Raw genomic sequence first — 17199 nt, 5'->3', positions numbered from 1 at the left:
ACTCGTCGCTCGGCGAGGCGGATGAGGGGAACGTTTCGAGCTCCTTTGGAGCGAGGCGGTCCCGCATGGCTGCCGCTTCCGCCTCCGCTCGCCTGTCGGATTTTTGACGCTCACGCATGGTGTTCGCGTATCGTGATCGCGTGTCCCGGGAAACGATGCGTGTTCCACCGAGCGAGCGATGGGAGCCCTTTGGCACGCACCTGCACAGGATCGAGTCTCCCGACCTGTACTACGTTCGCATGCGAGGGGATGTGCTGGGCGAGGACATGCGCTCGCAGATCAACGTGCTCCGAGCGCTCGCCAAGCGCACCGGGGACGGCGTCTTCTGGATGGCGGACGTCACGGCGATGGGCACCGTCACGACGGAGGCGCGGCGCGCGGTGGCGGCGAATGAATTCCTAGGTGTGCGCGAAAGCCTCCGTGGCTCGGCGATCATCGGCGCCTCGTTCACGGCGCGCGTCGTGTCGACCCTCATGATGCGCGCCGTACGCGCCCTGGAGCCGACCAGGATCCGGCCCGTGGCGTTCGTCGAAACGGAAGCCGAGGCGCGCGCCTTTCTCGAACAGTTCCGAATGCACGGAGCCGGCGTCGCAGGCGCGCTGTAGGCCCTAGCCCCGCGCCCCCGGAATCCGCGCCGCGATCCACCCGACGATATCGCGCAGCACGTCCTCCTTGCCGACGTCGGCCAGCAGATCGTGAAAATGCCCCTCGTACAGCTTGAGGGTCTTGTCCTTCGATCCAGCCTTCTCGTGGAAAAGCTGGCTGCCATGCGGCAACGTCACCTTGTCCAGGGTGCCGTGCATGATCAGCACCGGCAGCGTGATCAGCGGGAACTCACGCTTCAGCCGCTCGTCCGCGCGCACCATTTCGGCCACGGTCTGCGTCGGATACCCCATCCGCTCGATCAGCGGGTCGTTCTTCATCCGCTCGACGAAGCTCTTGTCTCGCGAAAAATCGTCATCCTCGAGCTTGAGCACGTGCGCATGCGGCGCGATGTGGCTCAGGCCCTTCAAAATCGCCAGCGCGAAGTCCGGCGCGGGCACCTCGTGCGCAAAGCTCTCGCAGATGAACCCCGCAAGCTCCTCGCCGTGCTCGAGCGTGTACACGCTCGAAATCACGCCGCCCGCGCTGTGCCCGAGCAGGAAGACCGGAAGACCGGGCTCCCGCGATTTCGCCAGGCGCACGAGCGTGTGCACGTCGTCCACGTACTCGGAAAACTTCTCGACGTAGAGCCGCTCGCCCTCCGAGCGCCCATGCCCGCGGTGGTCGAGCGCGTACACCGCAAACCCATGCTCGACGAACTGCTCCGCGGTCCACTCGTACAGGCCGCTGTGGGCCTTGAAGCCGTGGACCACCACGACCACGGCGCGCGGCGTCCCCGGGCGCCACGAGCGCATGAAAATCTTCAGCCCACCTGTGCCCTCGAACGTCTCTTCCTTCATCTCGAGCGTCCCTTCCGGTTCTCGCGTGGCGTATGCGCTCACGGGCGCGGGTATGGCCGAGATCCTCGGCGGAGGAAATCCGACCAAAGGTGGGTGTTGTCCCCCTCCATCCGGACGATCCCGTACAGCTCGGGAAGAAAAACAGGTAGGGTAGGGGGCGTAGATGCACCGCGGCTCGCCAGCAAAAGAAGCCCACTTGCAGGCCGGAGGCGAGCTGCGCGGCATCCTCGACGAGCTGCCCGGTCTCGTCTGGAGCGCCCGCCAGGACGGATCACTCGAGCTCTTGAGCCGCCGGTGGGGTGAGTACACCGGCAAGGCCGACGCGGAGCTCCTCGGGTGGGCGTGGGCGGAGACGGACCTGTTCCACCCCGACGATCACGCGAGGGTCATCGAGACGTGGGCCGCGTTCCGCGCCTCCGGCAAGGAGGGGCGCATGGAAGCGCGTCTCCGGCGCGCCGACGGGGTCTACCGGTGGTTCCAGATCCAGGCCGGGCCCGTGCTCGACGACCACGGCGACGTCGTGGCGTGGTGGGGCCTGAACACCGACATCGACGACCAAAAGCAGGCCCAGGCCCAGGCCGCAGGCGAGCAACGCCTCCTCGAGATGATCACCCGCGGCGAGCCGACCTCCGCCATCCTCGAAGGCGTCGTGCACCTCGTGGAGCGTGGTTCGAGTGGCCTCCGCGCCTCGATCCTCCTGCTCGACGAGGATGGGCTGACGTTGCGGCACGCCGCGGTGGTGAGCCTGCCGCGGAGCTACACGGTCGCCATCGACGGCACCCCGATCGGCCCGAGCGCATTCTCGTGCGGGACGGCGGTGTGGCGGCGGGAGCTCGTGGTCATCGCCGACATCGAGAACGATCCGCTCGGGGCTCTCTTTCGAGCAAACGCGCTGGCCCACGGCCTGCGCGCCTGCTGGTCGCTACCGATGCTCTCGTCCGACGGCCGCGTGCTCGGCGCGTTCGGCATCTACGCCACGGAGCCACGAACGCCGACGAAATCCGACCTCGATCTGCTCGAGCGATGCTCTCGCGTCACGAGCATCGCGATCGAGCGCAGCCAGTCGGAAGAGGCGTTGCGGCGCAGCGAGGCCTACCGCGCCGAGGCGGAGCGCTTGAGCCGCACCGGGACCTTCGGCTTCGACCTCCTGCGCCGCGACTTCACCATGTCCGACGGCATCTGCGAGATCGTCGGCTTCCCGAGCAAATCCAGGCCCACGTTCGCGGAGATCGCGAGCCGCATCCACGACGACGATCGCGAGCGCGTGGCGGATGTCGTGCGGCAGGCGCTGCGCGACGGCGGGACCTTCGATTACGAGCACCGCCTCGTGATGGAGGACGGATCCGTGAAGCTCGTCCGCGTCGTCGGCCGATCCCGCGTCAACGCCGCGGGGCAGCACGAGATCGTCGGCGCCGCGACGGACATCACGGCGAGCCGGCGCGCGGCCGACGAGCTGCAACGCGCGCAAGCGGCCCTCACGCACGTCTCGCGCGTCACGACGCTCGGCGAGCTCGCGGCGTCGATCGCCCACGAGGTCAATCAGCCGCTCGCGGCGATCATCGCCGACGCGAACGCCGCGCTGAACTGGCTCGCCACCGATCCGCCCAACCTCGAGCGGGTGCGCGAGTCGCTCACCGCGGTCATCGGCGACGGCGAGCGCGCAGGCATGGTGCTCCTGCGGATCCGCTCGCTCTTGTCGCGCTCGCCGCCACGCCATCGCGCGTGCTGCCTCAACGACGTCGTGCGCGACGTCGTCCCGCTCGTGGCGCCCGAGCTCGCGCGGCAGGGGCTCGTCGTGCAGCGGGTGTTGTCGCCCGATCTGCCGCAGGTGTCGGGGGATCCGGTGCAACTGCAGCAGGTGGTGCTGAACCTGATGCTCAACGCGGCCGAGGCCTCGAAGGACATGCCGGCGGAGCGGCGCCGCGTGGTGATACGGACGTTCGTCGAGCGGCGCGCGAGCGGGGACTTCGTACACGTCGCGGTCGAGGACGCGGGCGTCGGGCTCGACCCCGCGATCGACAAGGCACGCCTGTTCCACGCGTTCTACACGACGAAGGAGAACGGACTCGGCATGGGTCTTTCCATCAGCCGCTCGATCATCGAGCGGCACGGCGGCAAGTTGTGGGCTCGCCCGAACGAGGGCTTCGGCGCGACGTTCGCGTTCGCGATCGGGGCATTGCCATGAACTCGAAAGATCCGGTGGTCTTCATCGTCGACGACGACGAGTCCGTACGTGACGGGATCGGGCGGCTCCTCGGCTCGATCGGGCTCGCGGTCGAGACCTTCCCGACCGCGGAGGCATTTCTCGATGCGCGGCGAGACGACATCCCCGGTTGCCTCGTGCTCGACGTGCGGCTGCCGGAGCTCGGCGGGCTCGAATTGCAGCAGCGGCTGCTCGAGGCCGAGGTTCCACGGCCGATCGTGTTCATCACCGGGCACGGCGACATCCCGATGTCCGTCCGCGCGATGAAGGCCGGCGCGATCGAGTTCCTGACGAAGCCGTTCCGCGCCGAGGAGCTCATCCGCGCCATTCGCGAGGCGCTCGCGCAAGATCGGGTCGCGCGGGAGGAGGCGGAGCGGCTCGCGGAGCTTCGGCGCCGGTACGAGAGCCTCTCGGCGCGCGAGCGCGAGGTGATGGCGGGCGTCGTGGCAGGGCGCTTGAACAAGCAGATCGCCGCGGATTTCGGGACGCGCGAGACGACGGTGAAGGAGCAGCGGGCGCAGGTCATGCAGAAGATGCAGGCCTCGTCGGTCGCCGAGCTCGTGCGATTCGCCGCGCAGCTTTCGGACGACGCGCGGCGATCCCCGGCGTCACGGCGCGGGTAGCCTTACATGGACACCCGACTTTGGTCGGGTTTCTGGGCCGGTTCGGTTGCGATACACGCTTCTCTCGCTGATTGCTTCAGGAAGGAGCCCAACCATGACTACGGCCACTGCCATCACCACGCCCAACCAGTTCGTCGAGTCCAATGGCCGGCGGATCGCTTACCGCTCGATCGGGACGGGTAAGCCGATCGTGCTGTGCACGCGCTTCCGCGGCAACATGGACGTCTGGGATCCGGCCTTCCTCGACGCCCTGGCGGCGCGTGGCTTCCAGGTCATCACATTCGATTACAGCGGCCTCGGGCTCTCGACGGGCGAAAAAGATTATTCGCCCGTCGCACTCGCCAAGGACGCGCGGGATCTGATCGAGGCGCTCGATTTGAAGAGCGTGGTGATCAGCGGCTGGTCGCTCGGCGGGCTCGCCGCCCAGGTGGTGGTGGCCATGTTTCCCGAGCGCCTGAGCCACGCCGTCCTGATCGGCACCTCGCCGCCCGGCCCGAACGTCAAGCCCGCGGAGCAGCTCTTCTACGACACGGCGGGGAAGCCCGTGAACAGCTTCGAGGACGAGATCATTCTGTTCTTCGAGCCGCGGTCCCAGGCGAGCCGGGAGGCCGCGCGGCGCTCGGCGGATCGGATCGCGCAGCGCACCGAGAATCGCAGCGTCCCCGTCCCCGCCGACTGGGCCGCGTCCGTTCTCGGCGATAAGCCGAAGAGCCCGCTGTTCCCCGCCGATCCCATCCTTCAGGCCTTGAAGGCCACGACGTTGCCGATCCTGCACGTCGCCGGGGATCACGACATCATCTTCCCGGTCGAGAACTGGTACGCGCTGAACCAGGAGCTCCCGACGGTCCAGCTCTTGACCTACCCGCGCGCCGGCCACGGGCCGCACCACGAGCACCCCGAAGCCACGGCCGAGCACATCGCGACCTTCGTGCGCAGCACGTCCTGACGGAGCGGATACCATGACCACGAAGGTGTATCCCGCCGACGCGACCGGGATCCTGTTCATCGACCCGTACAACGACTTCCTCAGCGAAGGCGGGAAGCTCTTTCCGCGCCTGAAAGAGACAATCGAGGCGAACAACGTCCTCGAGCACCTCCGTCAGATCGTCGCGGCCGCGCGGGGCGCCGGCATTCGCATTTTCGTCGTGCCCCACCACAAGGCCGAGCCGACGGACTTCGCGACCTGGAAGCATCCGACCCCTTATCAGCTCGCGTCCGCGAAGATGCAGGTCTTCCAGAAGGGCTCGTGGGGAGGTGAGTGGCACCCGGATTTCGCGCCGAAGGAAGGTGACGTCGTCATCAAGGAGCACTGGGCGCAAAACGGGTTCGCGAATACCGACCTCGACCAGCAGCTCAAGCAGCACGGGGTTTCGCGGGTCATCGTCATCGGCATGGTGGCGAATACGTGCGTCGAGGCCACGGGGCGATTCGCGATGGAGCTCGGCTATCACGTCACGCTGGTGACAGACGCGACGGGCGCCTTCGGGCCCGAGATGATGCACGCCGCCCACGTGCTCAACGCGCCGACGTTCGCGCACGCGATCGTCAACACGTCGGAGCTTCTGGCCTCGCTTTAGTACGCCTTTTCGGAGAGCTCCGACTCCGGATACCCCACGCCGGCCCGGTGATACAGGGCCGGCCCGGCATTCTCGAGCAAGCACTCCCGCGTCCAGCCGACTTCGAGGAGGAAGCTCCCCCAGAGCTTTCGGCTCTTCTCGTCCGCGAGCAGATCCGACCGCTGGAAATGCCACCACTCCATGCCGATCGGCTGCCCCGGCGCGGGCACGGTGATCGCGTCGCCGGGCATGATCAGCACGCTCGCCGGCACGCTCGTCGAATCCGCCGGCGCCGCGTAACCGATCTCGAAGATCGGGTTCAGCGTCACCGTCCAGCTACTCGTCTTCGGTTTGGCCGAAGGCACCGTCGCCCCGGTGTTTTGCTTGACGTTCTGATTCGCGGGCGCCTGCTGTTCCAGCGCTTGCGGCCGCTCCTCGATGTATTTGGCCCACGCCTCGCCCGATTGCACCGGCGGCTGCGACTCGTCGGAGACGACCCCGTAAAACTGCTTGTCTCCGTATTCGCGCAGCTTCGCCGCGACCTTCTTCGCGTCCTCGATCTTCGCCGCCGACCAGGAGAGCGTCACCGTGAGCTGCGGCGTGTTCGTCTTGACGCTCTTGGCGATCTCCTTTTTCGCGTCCTTGAGCGTTCCGGCCCATCGGCGCATGAAATCGGCGTCCAGCGCGGGCACGGTCGATTTGAGCTTCGTCGATTTCCCGCGGGACACCGTCACCACGTCGTCGTCCGTCTTGCTCGTCTTCGCCTTGTCGAGCGCGTCGGCGAGCGTGACGAGCTCGGTCGCCTTCACCGTCTTCGTGGCCTGTCCCCAGCCCGATTTGAACGAGCTGATGCGGCCGAGGTGGAGGAGCTCGCCCACGGCCGTGATGTCGAGGTACGCGCCATGGTCGCCCGCCTCTGCCGCCTTCCCCGGCTCGTGCTCGGCGAAGAACTCGGACGCGGTCATCGTGGCGCCCTTGATTCCGCCTTCCGGGTGCCAGGCGTCGTACATCCACCGCTCGATCGAGGCCCGGTAATATTTGGCAAAGAAGCCCGCGGGGTTCGCCTGGATCTCCGCGAGGAGTTTTTCGATGGCCGGCAAGAGCATCGCCGCCGCGATGGGCGTCTTCGATTGCTCGTCCCGCAGCACCACGAGCCGCTCCACAAGGGGCGCCGCGTGCGCCGCCGCATCCGCCGCGCCGGGGAGCGATTGCTTGGCCGAGCCGTGAAGCCGCCATTTCACACGACCATCCACGACCTCACGCGTGTACGCCACCGGCCAGCCCGAAACCGTGTCCACGAAGCCGCTCGCGATGCCGAGATCCATGGCGAGGCCCGTCTTGTGAATGGACCGCGCGCTCCGCCCATACCCGGCCTTGCCGATGTCGACCTGCGCGCTGCGGAACGTGTGGTTCACGCAGATCCCGTGCTCGAATCCGAGCGCCTTCACGAGCTCGCTCCAGCCGTGCAGCGATTGCGCCGCCTCGGGCCGCATCCAGTTCAGCCAGCCCCGCGGATCCATCATCGAGACCAGGATCGCCCCCGGCTTGCGCAGGCCCTGCAAAAGCCACGTCTTCAGCGCTTTGCCCGTCGCCGCCGTCACCACGCCGTCGGCCGCGTCCGGTTTGTCCGCCGGCGCCGCGATCTCGCTGCCGTCGAGGTAGGCCCACGCATTCGCGATGTTCGTCGCGGTCTTCACGTCGGCCTGCTCGGCCTTGATCTTCCCGTCGAGCGTGATCTTTTGTTTCTTCTGATCCTCGGTCAGCGCCTTCTGCTTCTTCAGCGCCTTGAGCTCCGCCTGCATCGCGGAAAGCGCGCCGCGATCGACCTTCGGCGCGAAGTTCGCCCCGTAATCGACGTACGCCGCATGCGGGCCCGACGCGCCGCCGCCATTCACCTGGAACGCCCGCGACCGCGCATCCTGCTGGTATCGATAGACCGCGTTCATCGTGCGGACGTCGAAGATCCCGTCGTTCACGCCGCCGGATTTGTCGGCATCCGTGCCCGCGTCCGGCAGGTAAGGGAAGTTCGACGTGCCCACCATGTACCGGAGCGCGCCGAGGTGCGCTTGCAATCGCTGCACCTGCTTTTTCACCGGCTCGCACGCCGCGAAAGGCATGTCCCGGAAGAGCACCCAGCCTTCATAGAGATCCGCGCCGGCCGGCAGGAGGCCCTTCGATTCCTCGGGCACCTCGAGCGTGGGCGCGTCCGCGCGTACCGTGAGCGCCCTGGGCTCGCCGAAGGCCTTCGATCCCGCGTTGAGCTCCGCTTCGATCCGCAACGCGAGGTCGAGGCTCGGGTGCTGGATCAAATACACGTCGTACGATTGCCCCTGCTGGAGCTTGTACGCGTCGGGGACCTGATCGAAGCACGTGGGCGAGGCGTGATCGATGGGTGGGCCGAGGTACCCGGTCGCGTCCGTCATGCCGAGCACGTACGGCGGCACGGGCCCCGCGGGCGTCTCCTCGCTCGTCCACATCGCAGCGATTTTGCTACCAATCGTGGGATCCCCGGGTTTGGGTGGAGTTTTTCGGAAGAGGACGAAGAGGTTCGGCAGCACGTGGCCAGCGGTGCACGCGACCTTCGTGATCTTCAGCGTCGGGACGCAATACGTCGTCACGGCGCTCGACGCGCCGCCGCCGGGGGTTCCGCCGTCGCCGCTCATCGCTCACCCTCTTCGAAAAAGCCGTCGTTCACGTCCACGAACTCGCCGAGCTCTTCCTCGTCCGGCGCCTCCTCGGGCGGATCCTCGGCGGGCGCCTCGGCCTTCTCCTCGGCCACGCTCTCGGGCTCGGTCCCGAGCTTCTTGTCGCCAATGAAAGCCCCCTCCTTCGACACCACGAGCCCCGTCACCACGTCGAGCCATTTCTCGGCCCCGATCCGTACCGAAATGCGATACGCGCCTGGCGGCACGAGGCGGAACGTGTAAAGGACGATCCGCCTGGAAGGGTCGGGCTTCGCGTCCGCGTCGCTCGCGAGGAGGATTTTTTCGTAATGGCCGTCCTCGCTCCGGAGGCGGACCTCGTCGTCCTGGAGCGGATCGTCGTCGAGGTCCATCTCCAGGGGGACCGTGAGATCCACCCCGGAGAGGACGATCGTATTGAAATCCTTGCCCCGCGGGTTGCCGAACGCGACGTCGTGGGTTCGCTCCATGGTGCGTGCCTTTGGGTTCCCTCAGGAGCCGTGTTTTTCCTCGAGCGTTTTTTTCGTCGCATCGTCGAGCTGGCCCGTGATCTCGAGCTTCTCGTCGTGCTGGAAGAGCGCGAGCGCCGTGCGTGTGCGTTTGCCAAGCACGCCGTCCGCAGGGCCCGGATTGTATCCGAGGTTCGCGAGCCGCCCCTGCGCCCCGGAGACGCCGCCGTCCTTCGCGTCGAGTGGGTTCAGGTGCCCGAGCCGGAGGTGAATCACGCGCCCCGCGATCGTGAGTTTTCCGGTGGTCTCGGAGACGGGGACCTTCTGTTCGAGTTTCCCGTCGCCGTCAGTCTTGCCTTCGTGCTTCTCGCCCCCGACCTCGAGCACGTACGCCTCGCCCGCGAGGGGTTTCCCGTTGTGGCCTTCGAGCTTCAAGCGAAGCTCTTTTTTCGGCTGGCGCAGGCGGAATCGATGGAGCTTGCCGGTCGCGAGGCCCTCCTCGACCTTGAGCTCCTTGTCGGGGATCACAATCCTGTCGCCGGGCTCGAGCACGTTCGGGTTCGCGCGCTTCTTTTTCAGCTCGGCGTTGTCGGGGTGATCGTAGAGGACCCGATAATCACCGAAGCCATATCGCTCGGCGATCTTCGAGAAGCATTCGCCTTGCTGAACGACGTGAATCGGCATGGTTTTTCCGCTCGCGAGCCGGGGGGCGAGGCTGTTCACGGTATCATGCCCACGTCTCGGTCGTAAACGATCGGGGTGTGATCCGCCCCGCGTGGACGAGCCCCGGCGTCAGGTGCGTCGGAAGGAATGTGTCAGGAAGCCCCCGGTGCGAACGGTCCGTCGCACCGCTTGTACAACACGGGGGAAACATTGTAAGGGATGACGAGGGCATGCAGACCTTGCCGGTGATGCACGACGCGCCGACCGAGCTTGACGACGCTGTGTCGCGTCGTGCGCAGGCGCGTATCGGCACGGTGCTGCGATCCAAGTGGCGCATCGATCGTGTGCTCGGCATCGGCGGCATGGCCGCGGTCTACGAGGGCACGCACAGGAACGGCAAGCGCGGCGCCATCAAGATGCTCCATCTCGAGCTCTCGGTGGACCCCGAGGCGCGCGCGCGCTTTCTCCGCGAAGGGTACGTCGCGAACAACGTCGGCCACCCCGGCGCCGTGAGCGTGCTCGACGACGACGTGGCCGAAGACGGCTCGGTCTTCGTCGTGATGGAGCTGCTCGAAGGCAAGACCGTCGAGGCGCTCGCCGGGCAGAGGCCCTCGGGTCGCCTCGGGATCACCGAGTCGTTCCGCCTCGCCGATCAGCTGCTCGACACGCTCGCCGCCGCGCACGACAAGGGGATCGTGCACCGCGATCTGAAGCCCGAGAACATGTTCCTCACGAAGGACGGCGTGCTCAAGGTGCTCGACTTCGGGATCGCCCGCATGCGCGAGGTGCAGTCGTCCGCGAAGATGACGAAGACGGGCAACGCCATGGGGACGCCCGCATTCATGCCGCCGGAGCAGGCCCTCGGCGAGTGGAACCGCGTCGACGCGCGCTCGGATCTGTGGGCCGTGGGCGCGTCGCTGTTCACGCTGATCACGGGCCGTCACGTGCACGACGCGCCGACGCTGAACCAGCTCCTGCTCAAGGCGATGACGCAGCCGCCCCCGCCGATCCGCGTGGTCATGCCAGGTGTGCCCGCGGAGGTGGCCGAGGTGGTCGACAAGTCGCTCGCCTTCGACATGAACGCGCGTTACCAGGACGCGCGCAGCATGCAAGCCGCCGTGCGCAAGGCGATCGCGTGGCTCGACAAGCACGGCGAGCCGCAAAACCTCGCGCCCGTCGCCGCGGTCGGCACGACGAACCCCGGCGCGGTCGACAGCCACATGGTCACGCTGAGGCGCGATCCCTCGGCGCCGATGCTGACGCCGACGTCCGCGACGCCGGCGCGGGGGGTGATGATCGGCGGCGCGGTCGGCACGCTCGTGCTCGGCGGCGTGATCGCGTTCATGGTCTTCGGGCGTGGATCCGCGGAGGAACCAGTGCCCACGCCGGTGCCGTCTTCGACGACGACCGCGAGCAGCGCGCGTGTGGAGGCAGCGGCGCCGAGCGCGCCGCCCTCGGTGTTGCCGGTCGGTCCGGCGCGCGTGGTGAACGAGGACGCGGGCGCCCCGCCGCCCGTTCCTTCGGCCACGGCCAGCGCGACGAAGAAGGGGCCGGCCGTCAAGAGCGGGGCGGACTTCGGCGAATGGGGAAAATGAACACACCCGTGCGGAGCCTCTTCCGGGGCGCGTGTTTCGTCGCGGCGCCGCTCGCGCTGGCGATCGTGATCGGCGGCGCCGCGCACGCGGACGAGAAGGCCGACAAGGCGCGCGCGCAGCAGCTCTTCGTCGAGGGGCGCAAGGCGATCGAGGCCGGCGACAAGGCCACGGGCTGCGCGAAGATGCGCGAGAGCATGGGGCTCTTCGCCGTGGCGAACACGCTCTTCAACGTGGCGCAATGCGACGAGGGCGAGGGGAAAATCGCCGGGGCGCTCGAGCACTGGGAGCGCGGGCTCGCGCTGATCGACGCCAAGGATCCACGCGCGAAGGTGGCGAAGGAGCGCATCAACGCGCTCTCGCCGCGCGTGCCGCGGCTGCGCATCGTGGTGCCGCCGGGGCAGCCGGTGTCTGCCGTCGTGCTCGACGGAACGGAGCTCTCGCCGACGACGCTTTCCGCGCCGCTCTACGTCGAGCCCGGGAGTCACACGATCGTGGTGCGCGCCGAGGGGCGCCCGGACCGCAAGCACGAGCTCACGCTGGCCGAGAAGGAGCGCACGGAGTTCGTGGCGACGCCGGCGGCGCCGGGGCCTTCGGGGTCATCGTCGGCGAACGTGGTGCCCACGGCGACGGCGTCGGCGACGGGGGGCGGGACGCCGCCGCCGCCTTCGAGCTTCCGGCGCACGGCGGGGTTCATCGTGGGCGGCGTGGGCGTGGCGGGGCTCATCGCGGCGGGGGTGACGGGCGGGGTCATCATGTCGAAGGCCAGCGGCTTCGACGCGTGCAAGAAGACGCGCGATGATGGCGGGTCGTGCACGATCGAGCAGGCGGACGTCGACACGTACAACAACCTGCTCGTGCCGAACGCGGTCGCGTGGGGCGTGGGGATTGCCGGCGTGGGCGTGGGCCTCGTGCTCGTCTTGACCGCGCCGTCCTCGAAGGAAGGGGAAGCGGGCAAGGCGTCGTTCGTGCCCGTGCCGATCGTGGTCCCGGGCGGGGGAGGAATGGGTTTGTCCGGGAGGTTCTGATGCGGAATGTTCTTTTTATCGCGGCCACTTGGAGCATCGTGGCGCTTGGTGGTTGCCTTCTTTCTTATAAGAGCGGGGAGTACGACGGGCTCGTCGGCGATGGGCGGGACGGCGGCGCGGCGAGCGGTGGAATGGGCGGGACCGGTGGCACGGGCGGCTTGGGCGGCTTGGGCGGCTCGGGCGGCGCGGACGCCTGCCATCCGGCGTTGTGTGACGCGACGTCGACCTGTTCTTCCAACCCGGGGTGTCCATCGCTCGCGTGGTCGGCGCGATGGGGGGCGGGCAATCAGCAACGGGTGCACGCGATCGCAAGCAACGGGACGCAGATCGCGCTGGCCGGGGAGTACAACGGGGAGAGCTTCCAGATCGGCGAGGGGTCTCCGAGGACGTTGGGGCTCGAGTCACCCAACACCGGCTACGAAGCCTACGTCACGCTTCTCGATGGCAATGGAGTCGCGACGTGGGCGGCGCCGGTCGCGCTCGGCATCGGGTATCAACCGCGAACCGCGCGTGCGGTGGCGTTCGCGGGCAGCGACATCGTGGTCGCCGGGTCGCGCGCTTCGGCCGAGGGCGGGGACCCGGATATCGACGTGTTCGTCCGGAAGTTCACGCCCGGCGATAACAACGGCATCCTCGAACAAGCCACGTTTCAGTTCGGGGGCGATGGTCGGGACGAGGCCGTCGCCGTCGTCACCGACTCGACGGGCGCGTTCTACGTCGCGGGCACGATGACCGCATCCTCGTCGAAGCCCGTCATTTGCGGCATGTTGACCCACACGCCCAAGAACGGCATGTTCGTGGCGGGATATGATCCGACGGGCTCTTGCATGTGGTTTTTCCAGGCGGGGGTGGAGGGCAACGTCCAGCCGACGGCCCTGGCCCTCGACGAGAAGCTCGGGCTCCGTGTCGTGGGTCATTTCGAGGGCACGCTGACGCTCGCGAACGACAACGTTCTCACGGCCGAGTCGGGCAGAACGGATTCGTTCGTCGCCGGGATCGATATGTTCAACGGCAGCCTCACGACGGCGACGCAGATCAAGGCGGAGCCGGGAGGGGCCGTGCGGGTAACGGCCGCGGCCATGGGCAGCCTTGACGGTACGGTGTACATCGCCGGGCAGCTCGAAGGAAAAACCTCGGTCGAGCCCGCCCTCTTGGGCGACAAGGAAACCGCGGCGTTCGTCATGGCCCTCCGGACGGGGAGCTCCTGGAGGCAGGTGTTCACCGGTGGGAATCCGCTGGTGTTCGAAAAAGCCGCTGGGACGAGCCTCACGCTCGTTTCGGACAGTCTGCTCTTCGGTGGCCTGTTCAGTGGCGTCATCGATATCGATCCGTTGTCGTCGTCGGGCACATTCGAACGCGCAGGGGCGAACCCGTTCCTCGCGAAGCTCGCCACGATCGATGGCTCGCTCTCGTGGTTCGACATCTACGACGGGAAAGAGCAGACGCACCTCCCGGCGTCCTTCCACGTGACGGCCCTCCAGAATGAGGTCGTGCTGGCCGGGAACTGGATCACCTGGTTCGATTTCTCCAAAGACGGGAGCAAAACGCTGCTTCCCAAGGGCGACGGCGTCAGCGACGACGACATCATCGCCGCGAAGATCACCCCCGAACCCTGACGCACGCCACGCGCGCGGGCGGCCGCGTCGTGGTGGACGACGGCAATCGGCGCGGGACGAGAGGAGATTCCCATGAGAACGGTTTTCTCGGTCCTGGCTGGTTGTGGCCTCGTGGCGCTCGGCGGCTGCATCCTCGTCTACGATTCCGGTGCGTACGACAATTCCGTCGGGATCACCGGCGGAGGTGGTTCTGGCGGTGGCGACGAGGCGGGCGGCGCGGGCGGCGCGGGCGGCGCGGGCGCTGCGGGCGGCACCGATGCGTGCCGGATTGAGCTCTGTCACACGCAGGAGACGGAGGCGAATTGCACCCCGGTCACCTGTCCGACTCTGACGAGCCGCAGAATCGAGGCTCCCAACGAGCAGGATACGCGGGCGCTCGCGGTGAGTCAGGTGACGGGGGACGAGCGGATCTACCTCGCCGGGCGATTCCGAGGCTCCATGACCGTCGGCAGCTCGACCATCACGAGCGAGGGCGGGATGGGCATCGACGACGCATTCGTGGTGGCGTTTGATCCCCAGTTCGTCGGCAACTGGGCGCGGTCGGTCGGCAAGGCGCTCGATCCCGCGCCAGCGATCGGGTACCACCCGCGCGTGGCGAATGGGGTGGCGTTCGGCGCTGGGAACGCCGTGGTCGTCGGCGGGACGTACCGGCAAAACGATCCGCTCGACGTGGACGAGGACCTCAACGCCTTCGTGCGGGCGTTCGACCCGCATCTCGACACCGTGAAATGGTCGAGGACGTTCGGCGGCGCAGGGCTCGACAAGGTCGTCGGGGTGGCTGCGTCTCCGCAAATGGCTTATGTCCTCGGGTCGCTCGCGCCGTCGACGGTGGGCCCGACCGACGTCACGATCATGTGCGGGGTGACGAGCAGCGGTATCATCCCGACCAATGAGCAGAATACCGTGCTCATTCAGTTCGATCCGATGGGCAATTGTCCCTGGATCCTCCGCTTCCACGGCGGGTTCCACAGGCCCACGGCCATCGCGGCGAGCTCGACGAATGACATCTACATCGCCGGCACGTATTCGGGGAAGCTCGACGGGACCGGGAAGGCGCCGCCGGAGATCACCGAGGGGACCGCGATGTTCGTCATGAAGGTGGGATCCAACCAGAATGTCGCGTGGGTGAAGACCTTCCACAACCTGAGCGGCACGGCGATGCCCAGGGCCATTGCGGTCTCCGGCAGCGACGAGGTCTTCGTGACGGGATCCCTCCAGGGCGACATGGATTTCGGGGACGGTCTCCACCAGGTCAAACAAGATTCGCCGTTTGTCCTCGTGCTCGATGCCGGCGGAAACGCCCCGCGGACCCTCGTATTGCCAGGGGCCATGGCGACCGGACTCGGCATCTCCGTGACCTCGCCGGGCGATCAAGCCTTCGTGACGGGGACGTTTTTCCCCACCCTCGACATCGATGCGAGCTCGCCCGGGTTCGAAATGGATGAATCCACCGGAATGAGCGCGTTTCTCGCGAAGATCGACCCGCAGGCCGCGCTCCTCGGCTTCGATTTGCTCGGGACCGGCGAGGCGCCCATCCCCCGCTGGCTTCCGCTCGCGTCGTTTGGATCGAGCGTCTATCTCGCGGGCGGTTGGACGAAGAGGCTGCGATTCGAGGGCGAGAGCGTCATGCCCACGGACCTCGACCTCCTCCTCGCGCGTATTCAGCCCTGACCGACGTTCCGTCCGGCACGCCGCTGGGGATGCACCCATGGTAGCCTGCCTCTCCGTCAAGGAGGTGGCAGATGCGCGTGGATGCGGCTCGTGTGGCGTTTGGTCTGGGATTGTCGATTTGGCTGTTCGGAGGGTGCCTCGGGCCGCTACAGACCACGGGCGGTCAAGGCGGGGCGGGCGGGGCGGGGGGCAGCGGGAGTGGCGGGAGCGGTGGGGAGCCCGGCGGAGTGGCTTGCCATCCGGCGTTCTGTGACGCGACGTCGGCGTGCTCGCCCAACGCGTCGTGCGCGCCGCTCGCGTGGTCGGCGCGGTGGGGGACGATCGATCAGCAACGAGTGTTAGCGATGGCCAGCAACGGGACGTCGATTGCGCTCGCCGGGACGTACAACGGGCAGAGCTTCGAGATTGGCGAGGTTCCTTCGAGGACGTTGCCGCTCGAAGGCCCCAACTTCGGCTTCGAGGCGTTCGTCGCGTTGCTCGATGGCAACGGCGTCGCCACGTGGGCGGCGCCGGTTGCGCTCGGGATCGGGTATCAGCCCCGAACCGCGTATGCCGTCGCGTTCGCGGGGAATGACGTCGTGGTCGCCGGGTCGCACGCTTCGAGCGACGGCGGGGACGCGGATCGCGACGTCTTCATCCGGAAGTTCACGCCCGAACCGAACAATGGCATCGCTGAAAAAGCCTCGTTTCAGTTCGGGGGCGATGGGTCGGACGAGGCCGTCGCCGTCGCCGCTGCCGCGACGGGCGAGTTCTACGTGACAGGCACAATCACCGCGTCAGCCGGTAAAACCGTGACCTGTGGCATGACGACCCATACCCCGAAGAACGGCATGTTCGTGGCGGGGTACGATTCGCTGGGCAAATGCCAATGGTTCGTTCAGGCAGAGGGCCACGTCCAGCCGACGGCCTTGAACTATGATGAGAACACCAGGCTCCGTGTCGTTGGTCATTTCGATGGCACGCTCATGCTTCCGGATGGCAGCACATTCTCGGCCGACGCGGGCGCGACGGATTCGTTCATCCTCACGCTCGAGATGAGCACCGGCCTTCTCATGACCAAGACGCAACTCGAGGCGGGGCCGGGGGGGGCCGTGCGGGCAGTGGCCGCGACCATAGGCAGCGACGGGACGCTGTACATTGCCGGGCAGCTCGAAGGAAAAACTTCGGTCGAGCCCAATCACGTGGAGGATGGCCAGCTCGCGGCGTTCGTCATGCCTGTAGGGTTGGAGGCCGCCTGGAAGCAGGTGTTTCCCGGCGGGCAGGCAAAAGAGCTCGGACAGGCGACCGGCACGAGCCTCGCGCTCGCGGCGGACGGTTCGCTTTATGTCGGCGGCACGTTCAGGGACCTCATCGATATCGATCCGGCCTCGCCGTCGGGCACATTCGAACGTGCCGGGGTGAACCCGTTCCTCGCGAGGCTCGACCCCACCACCGGCACGGTTCGGTGGTTCGACGTCTACAACGGGAAGGGCCAGGTGCAGTCCACGGAATCCTTCTACGTGACGGCGCTCAAGACGGATGTCGTGCTGGCCGGGAACTGGATCCCCGATTTCAACTTCTCCGAGGACGAGAGCAAGACGCTGGTTGCCAAGGGCAGCGGAATCGTCGACGAAGACATCATCGCCGCCAAGCTCACGCTCGAGCCCTGAGGCCGCGCATCACCCAATCCGCGTTC

The 17199-nt window shown here is 67.3% G+C and carries 14 protein-coding genes; 10 read left to right on the top strand and 4 right to left on the bottom strand.

What is annotated here, in order from left to right; all coding sequences use genetic code 11:
• The first annotated feature begins 155 nt into the window (after window positions 1-155).
• Complete coding sequence (locus tag KEG38_RS29640; protein WP_272423261.1) at window positions 156-605, top strand: STAS/SEC14 domain-containing protein; 450 nt, start codon at window positions 156-158, stop codon at window positions 603-605.
• 3 nt (window positions 606-608) lie between these two features.
• On the opposite strand, the gene KEG38_RS29635 is transcribed toward KEG38_RS29640, so the two are convergent.
• Window positions 609-1442: an alpha/beta hydrolase gene (locus KEG38_RS29635; protein ID WP_272423260.1), complete on the bottom strand. Its 834-nt coding sequence runs from the start codon at window positions 1440-1442 to the stop codon at window positions 609-611.
• A 163-nt stretch (window positions 1443-1605) separates the two neighbouring features.
• Here KEG38_RS29635 and KEG38_RS29630 point away from each other — a divergent pair, with 163 nt between their 5' ends.
• The 4 genes from KEG38_RS29630 (at window position 1606) to KEG38_RS29615 (ending at window position 5845) form a co-directional block, all read left to right on the top strand.
• Entirely contained in the window at window positions 1606-3627 is a 2022-nt protein-coding gene (locus tag KEG38_RS29630) for a PAS domain-containing protein (RefSeq protein ID WP_272423259.1), read from the top strand.
• A complete protein-coding gene (locus KEG38_RS29625) occupies window positions 3624-4268 on the top strand; it encodes a response regulator transcription factor (protein ID WP_272423258.1) in 645 nt (214 codons plus the stop codon). Before KEG38_RS29630 ends, KEG38_RS29625 begins: the two co-directional genes overlap by 4 nt.
• A 94-nt stretch (window positions 4269-4362) precedes the next feature.
• Window positions 4363-5214: an alpha/beta fold hydrolase gene (locus KEG38_RS29620; RefSeq protein ID WP_272423257.1), complete on the top strand. Its 852-nt coding sequence runs from the start codon at window positions 4363-4365 to the stop codon at window positions 5212-5214.
• A 13-nt stretch (window positions 5215-5227) separates the two neighbouring features.
• Window positions 5228-5845 (top strand): cysteine hydrolase family protein, encoded by a 618-nt coding sequence (locus KEG38_RS29615; protein WP_272423256.1) that lies wholly within the window; start codon window positions 5228-5230, stop codon window positions 5843-5845.
• On the opposite strand, the gene KEG38_RS29610 is transcribed toward KEG38_RS29615, so the two are convergent.
• The 3 genes from KEG38_RS29610 to KEG38_RS29600 are packed head-to-tail and all read right to left on the bottom strand — an operon-like array spanning window position 5842 to window position 9677.
• Window positions 5842-8487, bottom strand: a complete 2646-nt coding sequence (locus tag KEG38_RS29610; RefSeq protein ID WP_272423255.1) for a hypothetical protein — start codon at window positions 8485-8487, stop codon at window positions 5842-5844. The two genes, KEG38_RS29615 and KEG38_RS29610, sit on opposite strands and share 4 nt — an antisense overlap.
• A complete protein-coding gene (locus KEG38_RS29605) occupies window positions 8484-8975 on the bottom strand; it encodes a hypothetical protein (protein ID WP_272423254.1) in 492 nt (163 codons plus the stop codon). The genes KEG38_RS29610 and KEG38_RS29605 overlap by 4 nt, the downstream gene beginning before the upstream one ends.
• 21 nt (window positions 8976-8996) lie before the next feature.
• Window positions 8997-9677: a PGRP and LysM peptidoglycan-binding domain-containing protein gene (locus KEG38_RS29600; RefSeq protein ID WP_272423253.1), complete on the bottom strand. Its 681-nt coding sequence runs from the start codon at window positions 9675-9677 to the stop codon at window positions 8997-8999.
• A gap of 170 nt (window positions 9678-9847) precedes the next feature.
• On the opposite strand from KEG38_RS29600, the gene KEG38_RS29595 reads away from it, so the two are divergent.
• From KEG38_RS29595 to KEG38_RS29575, 5 genes are all read left to right on the top strand, one after another.
• Window positions 9848-11212 carry a serine/threonine-protein kinase gene (locus KEG38_RS29595; RefSeq protein WP_272423252.1) on the top strand — a complete coding sequence of 455 codons (1365 nt, stop codon included), beginning with the start codon at window positions 9848-9850 and terminating at the stop codon, window positions 11210-11212.
• Complete coding sequence (locus KEG38_RS29590) at window positions 11209-12237, top strand: hypothetical protein (protein WP_272423251.1); 1029 nt, start codon at window positions 11209-11211, stop codon at window positions 12235-12237. Before KEG38_RS29595 ends, KEG38_RS29590 begins: the two co-directional genes overlap by 4 nt.
• Window positions 12237-13853, top strand: coding sequence for a hypothetical protein (locus KEG38_RS29585; protein ID WP_272423250.1), 1617 nt, complete (start codon window positions 12237-12239; stop codon window positions 13851-13853). The genes KEG38_RS29590 and KEG38_RS29585 overlap by 1 nt, the downstream gene beginning before the upstream one ends.
• A 72-nt stretch (window positions 13854-13925) precedes the next feature.
• Window positions 13926-15524 (top strand): hypothetical protein, encoded by a 1599-nt coding sequence (locus tag KEG38_RS29580; protein ID WP_272423249.1) that lies wholly within the window; start codon window positions 13926-13928, stop codon window positions 15522-15524.
• Between the two features lie 344 nt (window positions 15525-15868).
• On the top strand, window positions 15869-17173 hold the full coding sequence (locus KEG38_RS29575) for a hypothetical protein (RefSeq protein WP_272423247.1): 1305 nt from the start codon (window positions 15869-15871) through the stop codon (window positions 17171-17173).
• Window positions 17174-17199: the final 26 nt, after the last annotated feature.

The sequence above is a fragment of the Polyangium jinanense genome (assembly GCF_028435265.1).
In the GTDB taxonomy this organism is placed as follows: domain Bacteria; phylum Myxococcota_A; class Polyangia; order Polyangiales; family Polyangiaceae; genus Polyangium; species Polyangium jinanense.
The sequence above is the reverse complement of the archived record's forward strand: the minus strand, read 5'-3'. Positions and strand labels throughout refer to the sequence as shown.

Excerpts from the sequence above, each read along its gene's own strand:
- KEG38_RS29625 (WP_272423258.1), top strand. The coding sequence starts at position 3,624 with ATGAACTCGAAAGATCCGGTGGTCTTCATCGTCGACGACGACGAGTCC.
- KEG38_RS29590 (WP_272423251.1), top strand. The coding sequence starts at position 11,209 with ATGAACACACCCGTGCGGAGCCTCTTCCGGGGCGCGTGTTTCGTCGCG.
- KEG38_RS29605 (WP_272423254.1), bottom strand. The coding sequence starts at position 8,975 with ATGGAGCGAACCCACGACGTCGCGTTCGGCAACCCGCGGGGCAAGGAT.
- KEG38_RS29640 (WP_272423261.1), top strand. The coding sequence starts at position 156 with ATGCGTGTTCCACCGAGCGAGCGATGGGAGCCCTTTGGCACGCACCTG.
- KEG38_RS29595 (WP_272423252.1), top strand. The coding sequence starts at position 9,848 with ATGCAGACCTTGCCGGTGATGCACGACGCGCCGACCGAGCTTGACGAC.
- KEG38_RS29585 (WP_272423250.1), top strand. The coding sequence starts at position 12,237 with ATGCGGAATGTTCTTTTTATCGCGGCCACTTGGAGCATCGTGGCGCTT.
- KEG38_RS29575 (WP_272423247.1), top strand. The coding sequence starts at position 15,869 with ATGGCCAGCAACGGGACGTCGATTGCGCTCGCCGGGACGTACAACGGG.
- KEG38_RS29635 (WP_272423260.1), bottom strand. The coding sequence starts at position 1,442 with ATGAAGGAAGAGACGTTCGAGGGCACAGGTGGGCTGAAGATTTTCATG.
- KEG38_RS29630 (WP_272423259.1), top strand. The coding sequence starts at position 1,606 with ATGCACCGCGGCTCGCCAGCAAAAGAAGCCCACTTGCAGGCCGGAGGC.
- KEG38_RS29610 (WP_272423255.1), bottom strand. The coding sequence starts at position 8,487 with ATGAGCGGCGACGGCGGAACCCCCGGCGGCGGCGCGTCGAGCGCCGTG.
- KEG38_RS29580 (WP_272423249.1), top strand. The coding sequence starts at position 13,926 with ATGAGAACGGTTTTCTCGGTCCTGGCTGGTTGTGGCCTCGTGGCGCTC.
- KEG38_RS29620 (WP_272423257.1), top strand. The coding sequence starts at position 4,363 with ATGACTACGGCCACTGCCATCACCACGCCCAACCAGTTCGTCGAGTCC.
- KEG38_RS29615 (WP_272423256.1), top strand. The coding sequence starts at position 5,228 with ATGACCACGAAGGTGTATCCCGCCGACGCGACCGGGATCCTGTTCATC.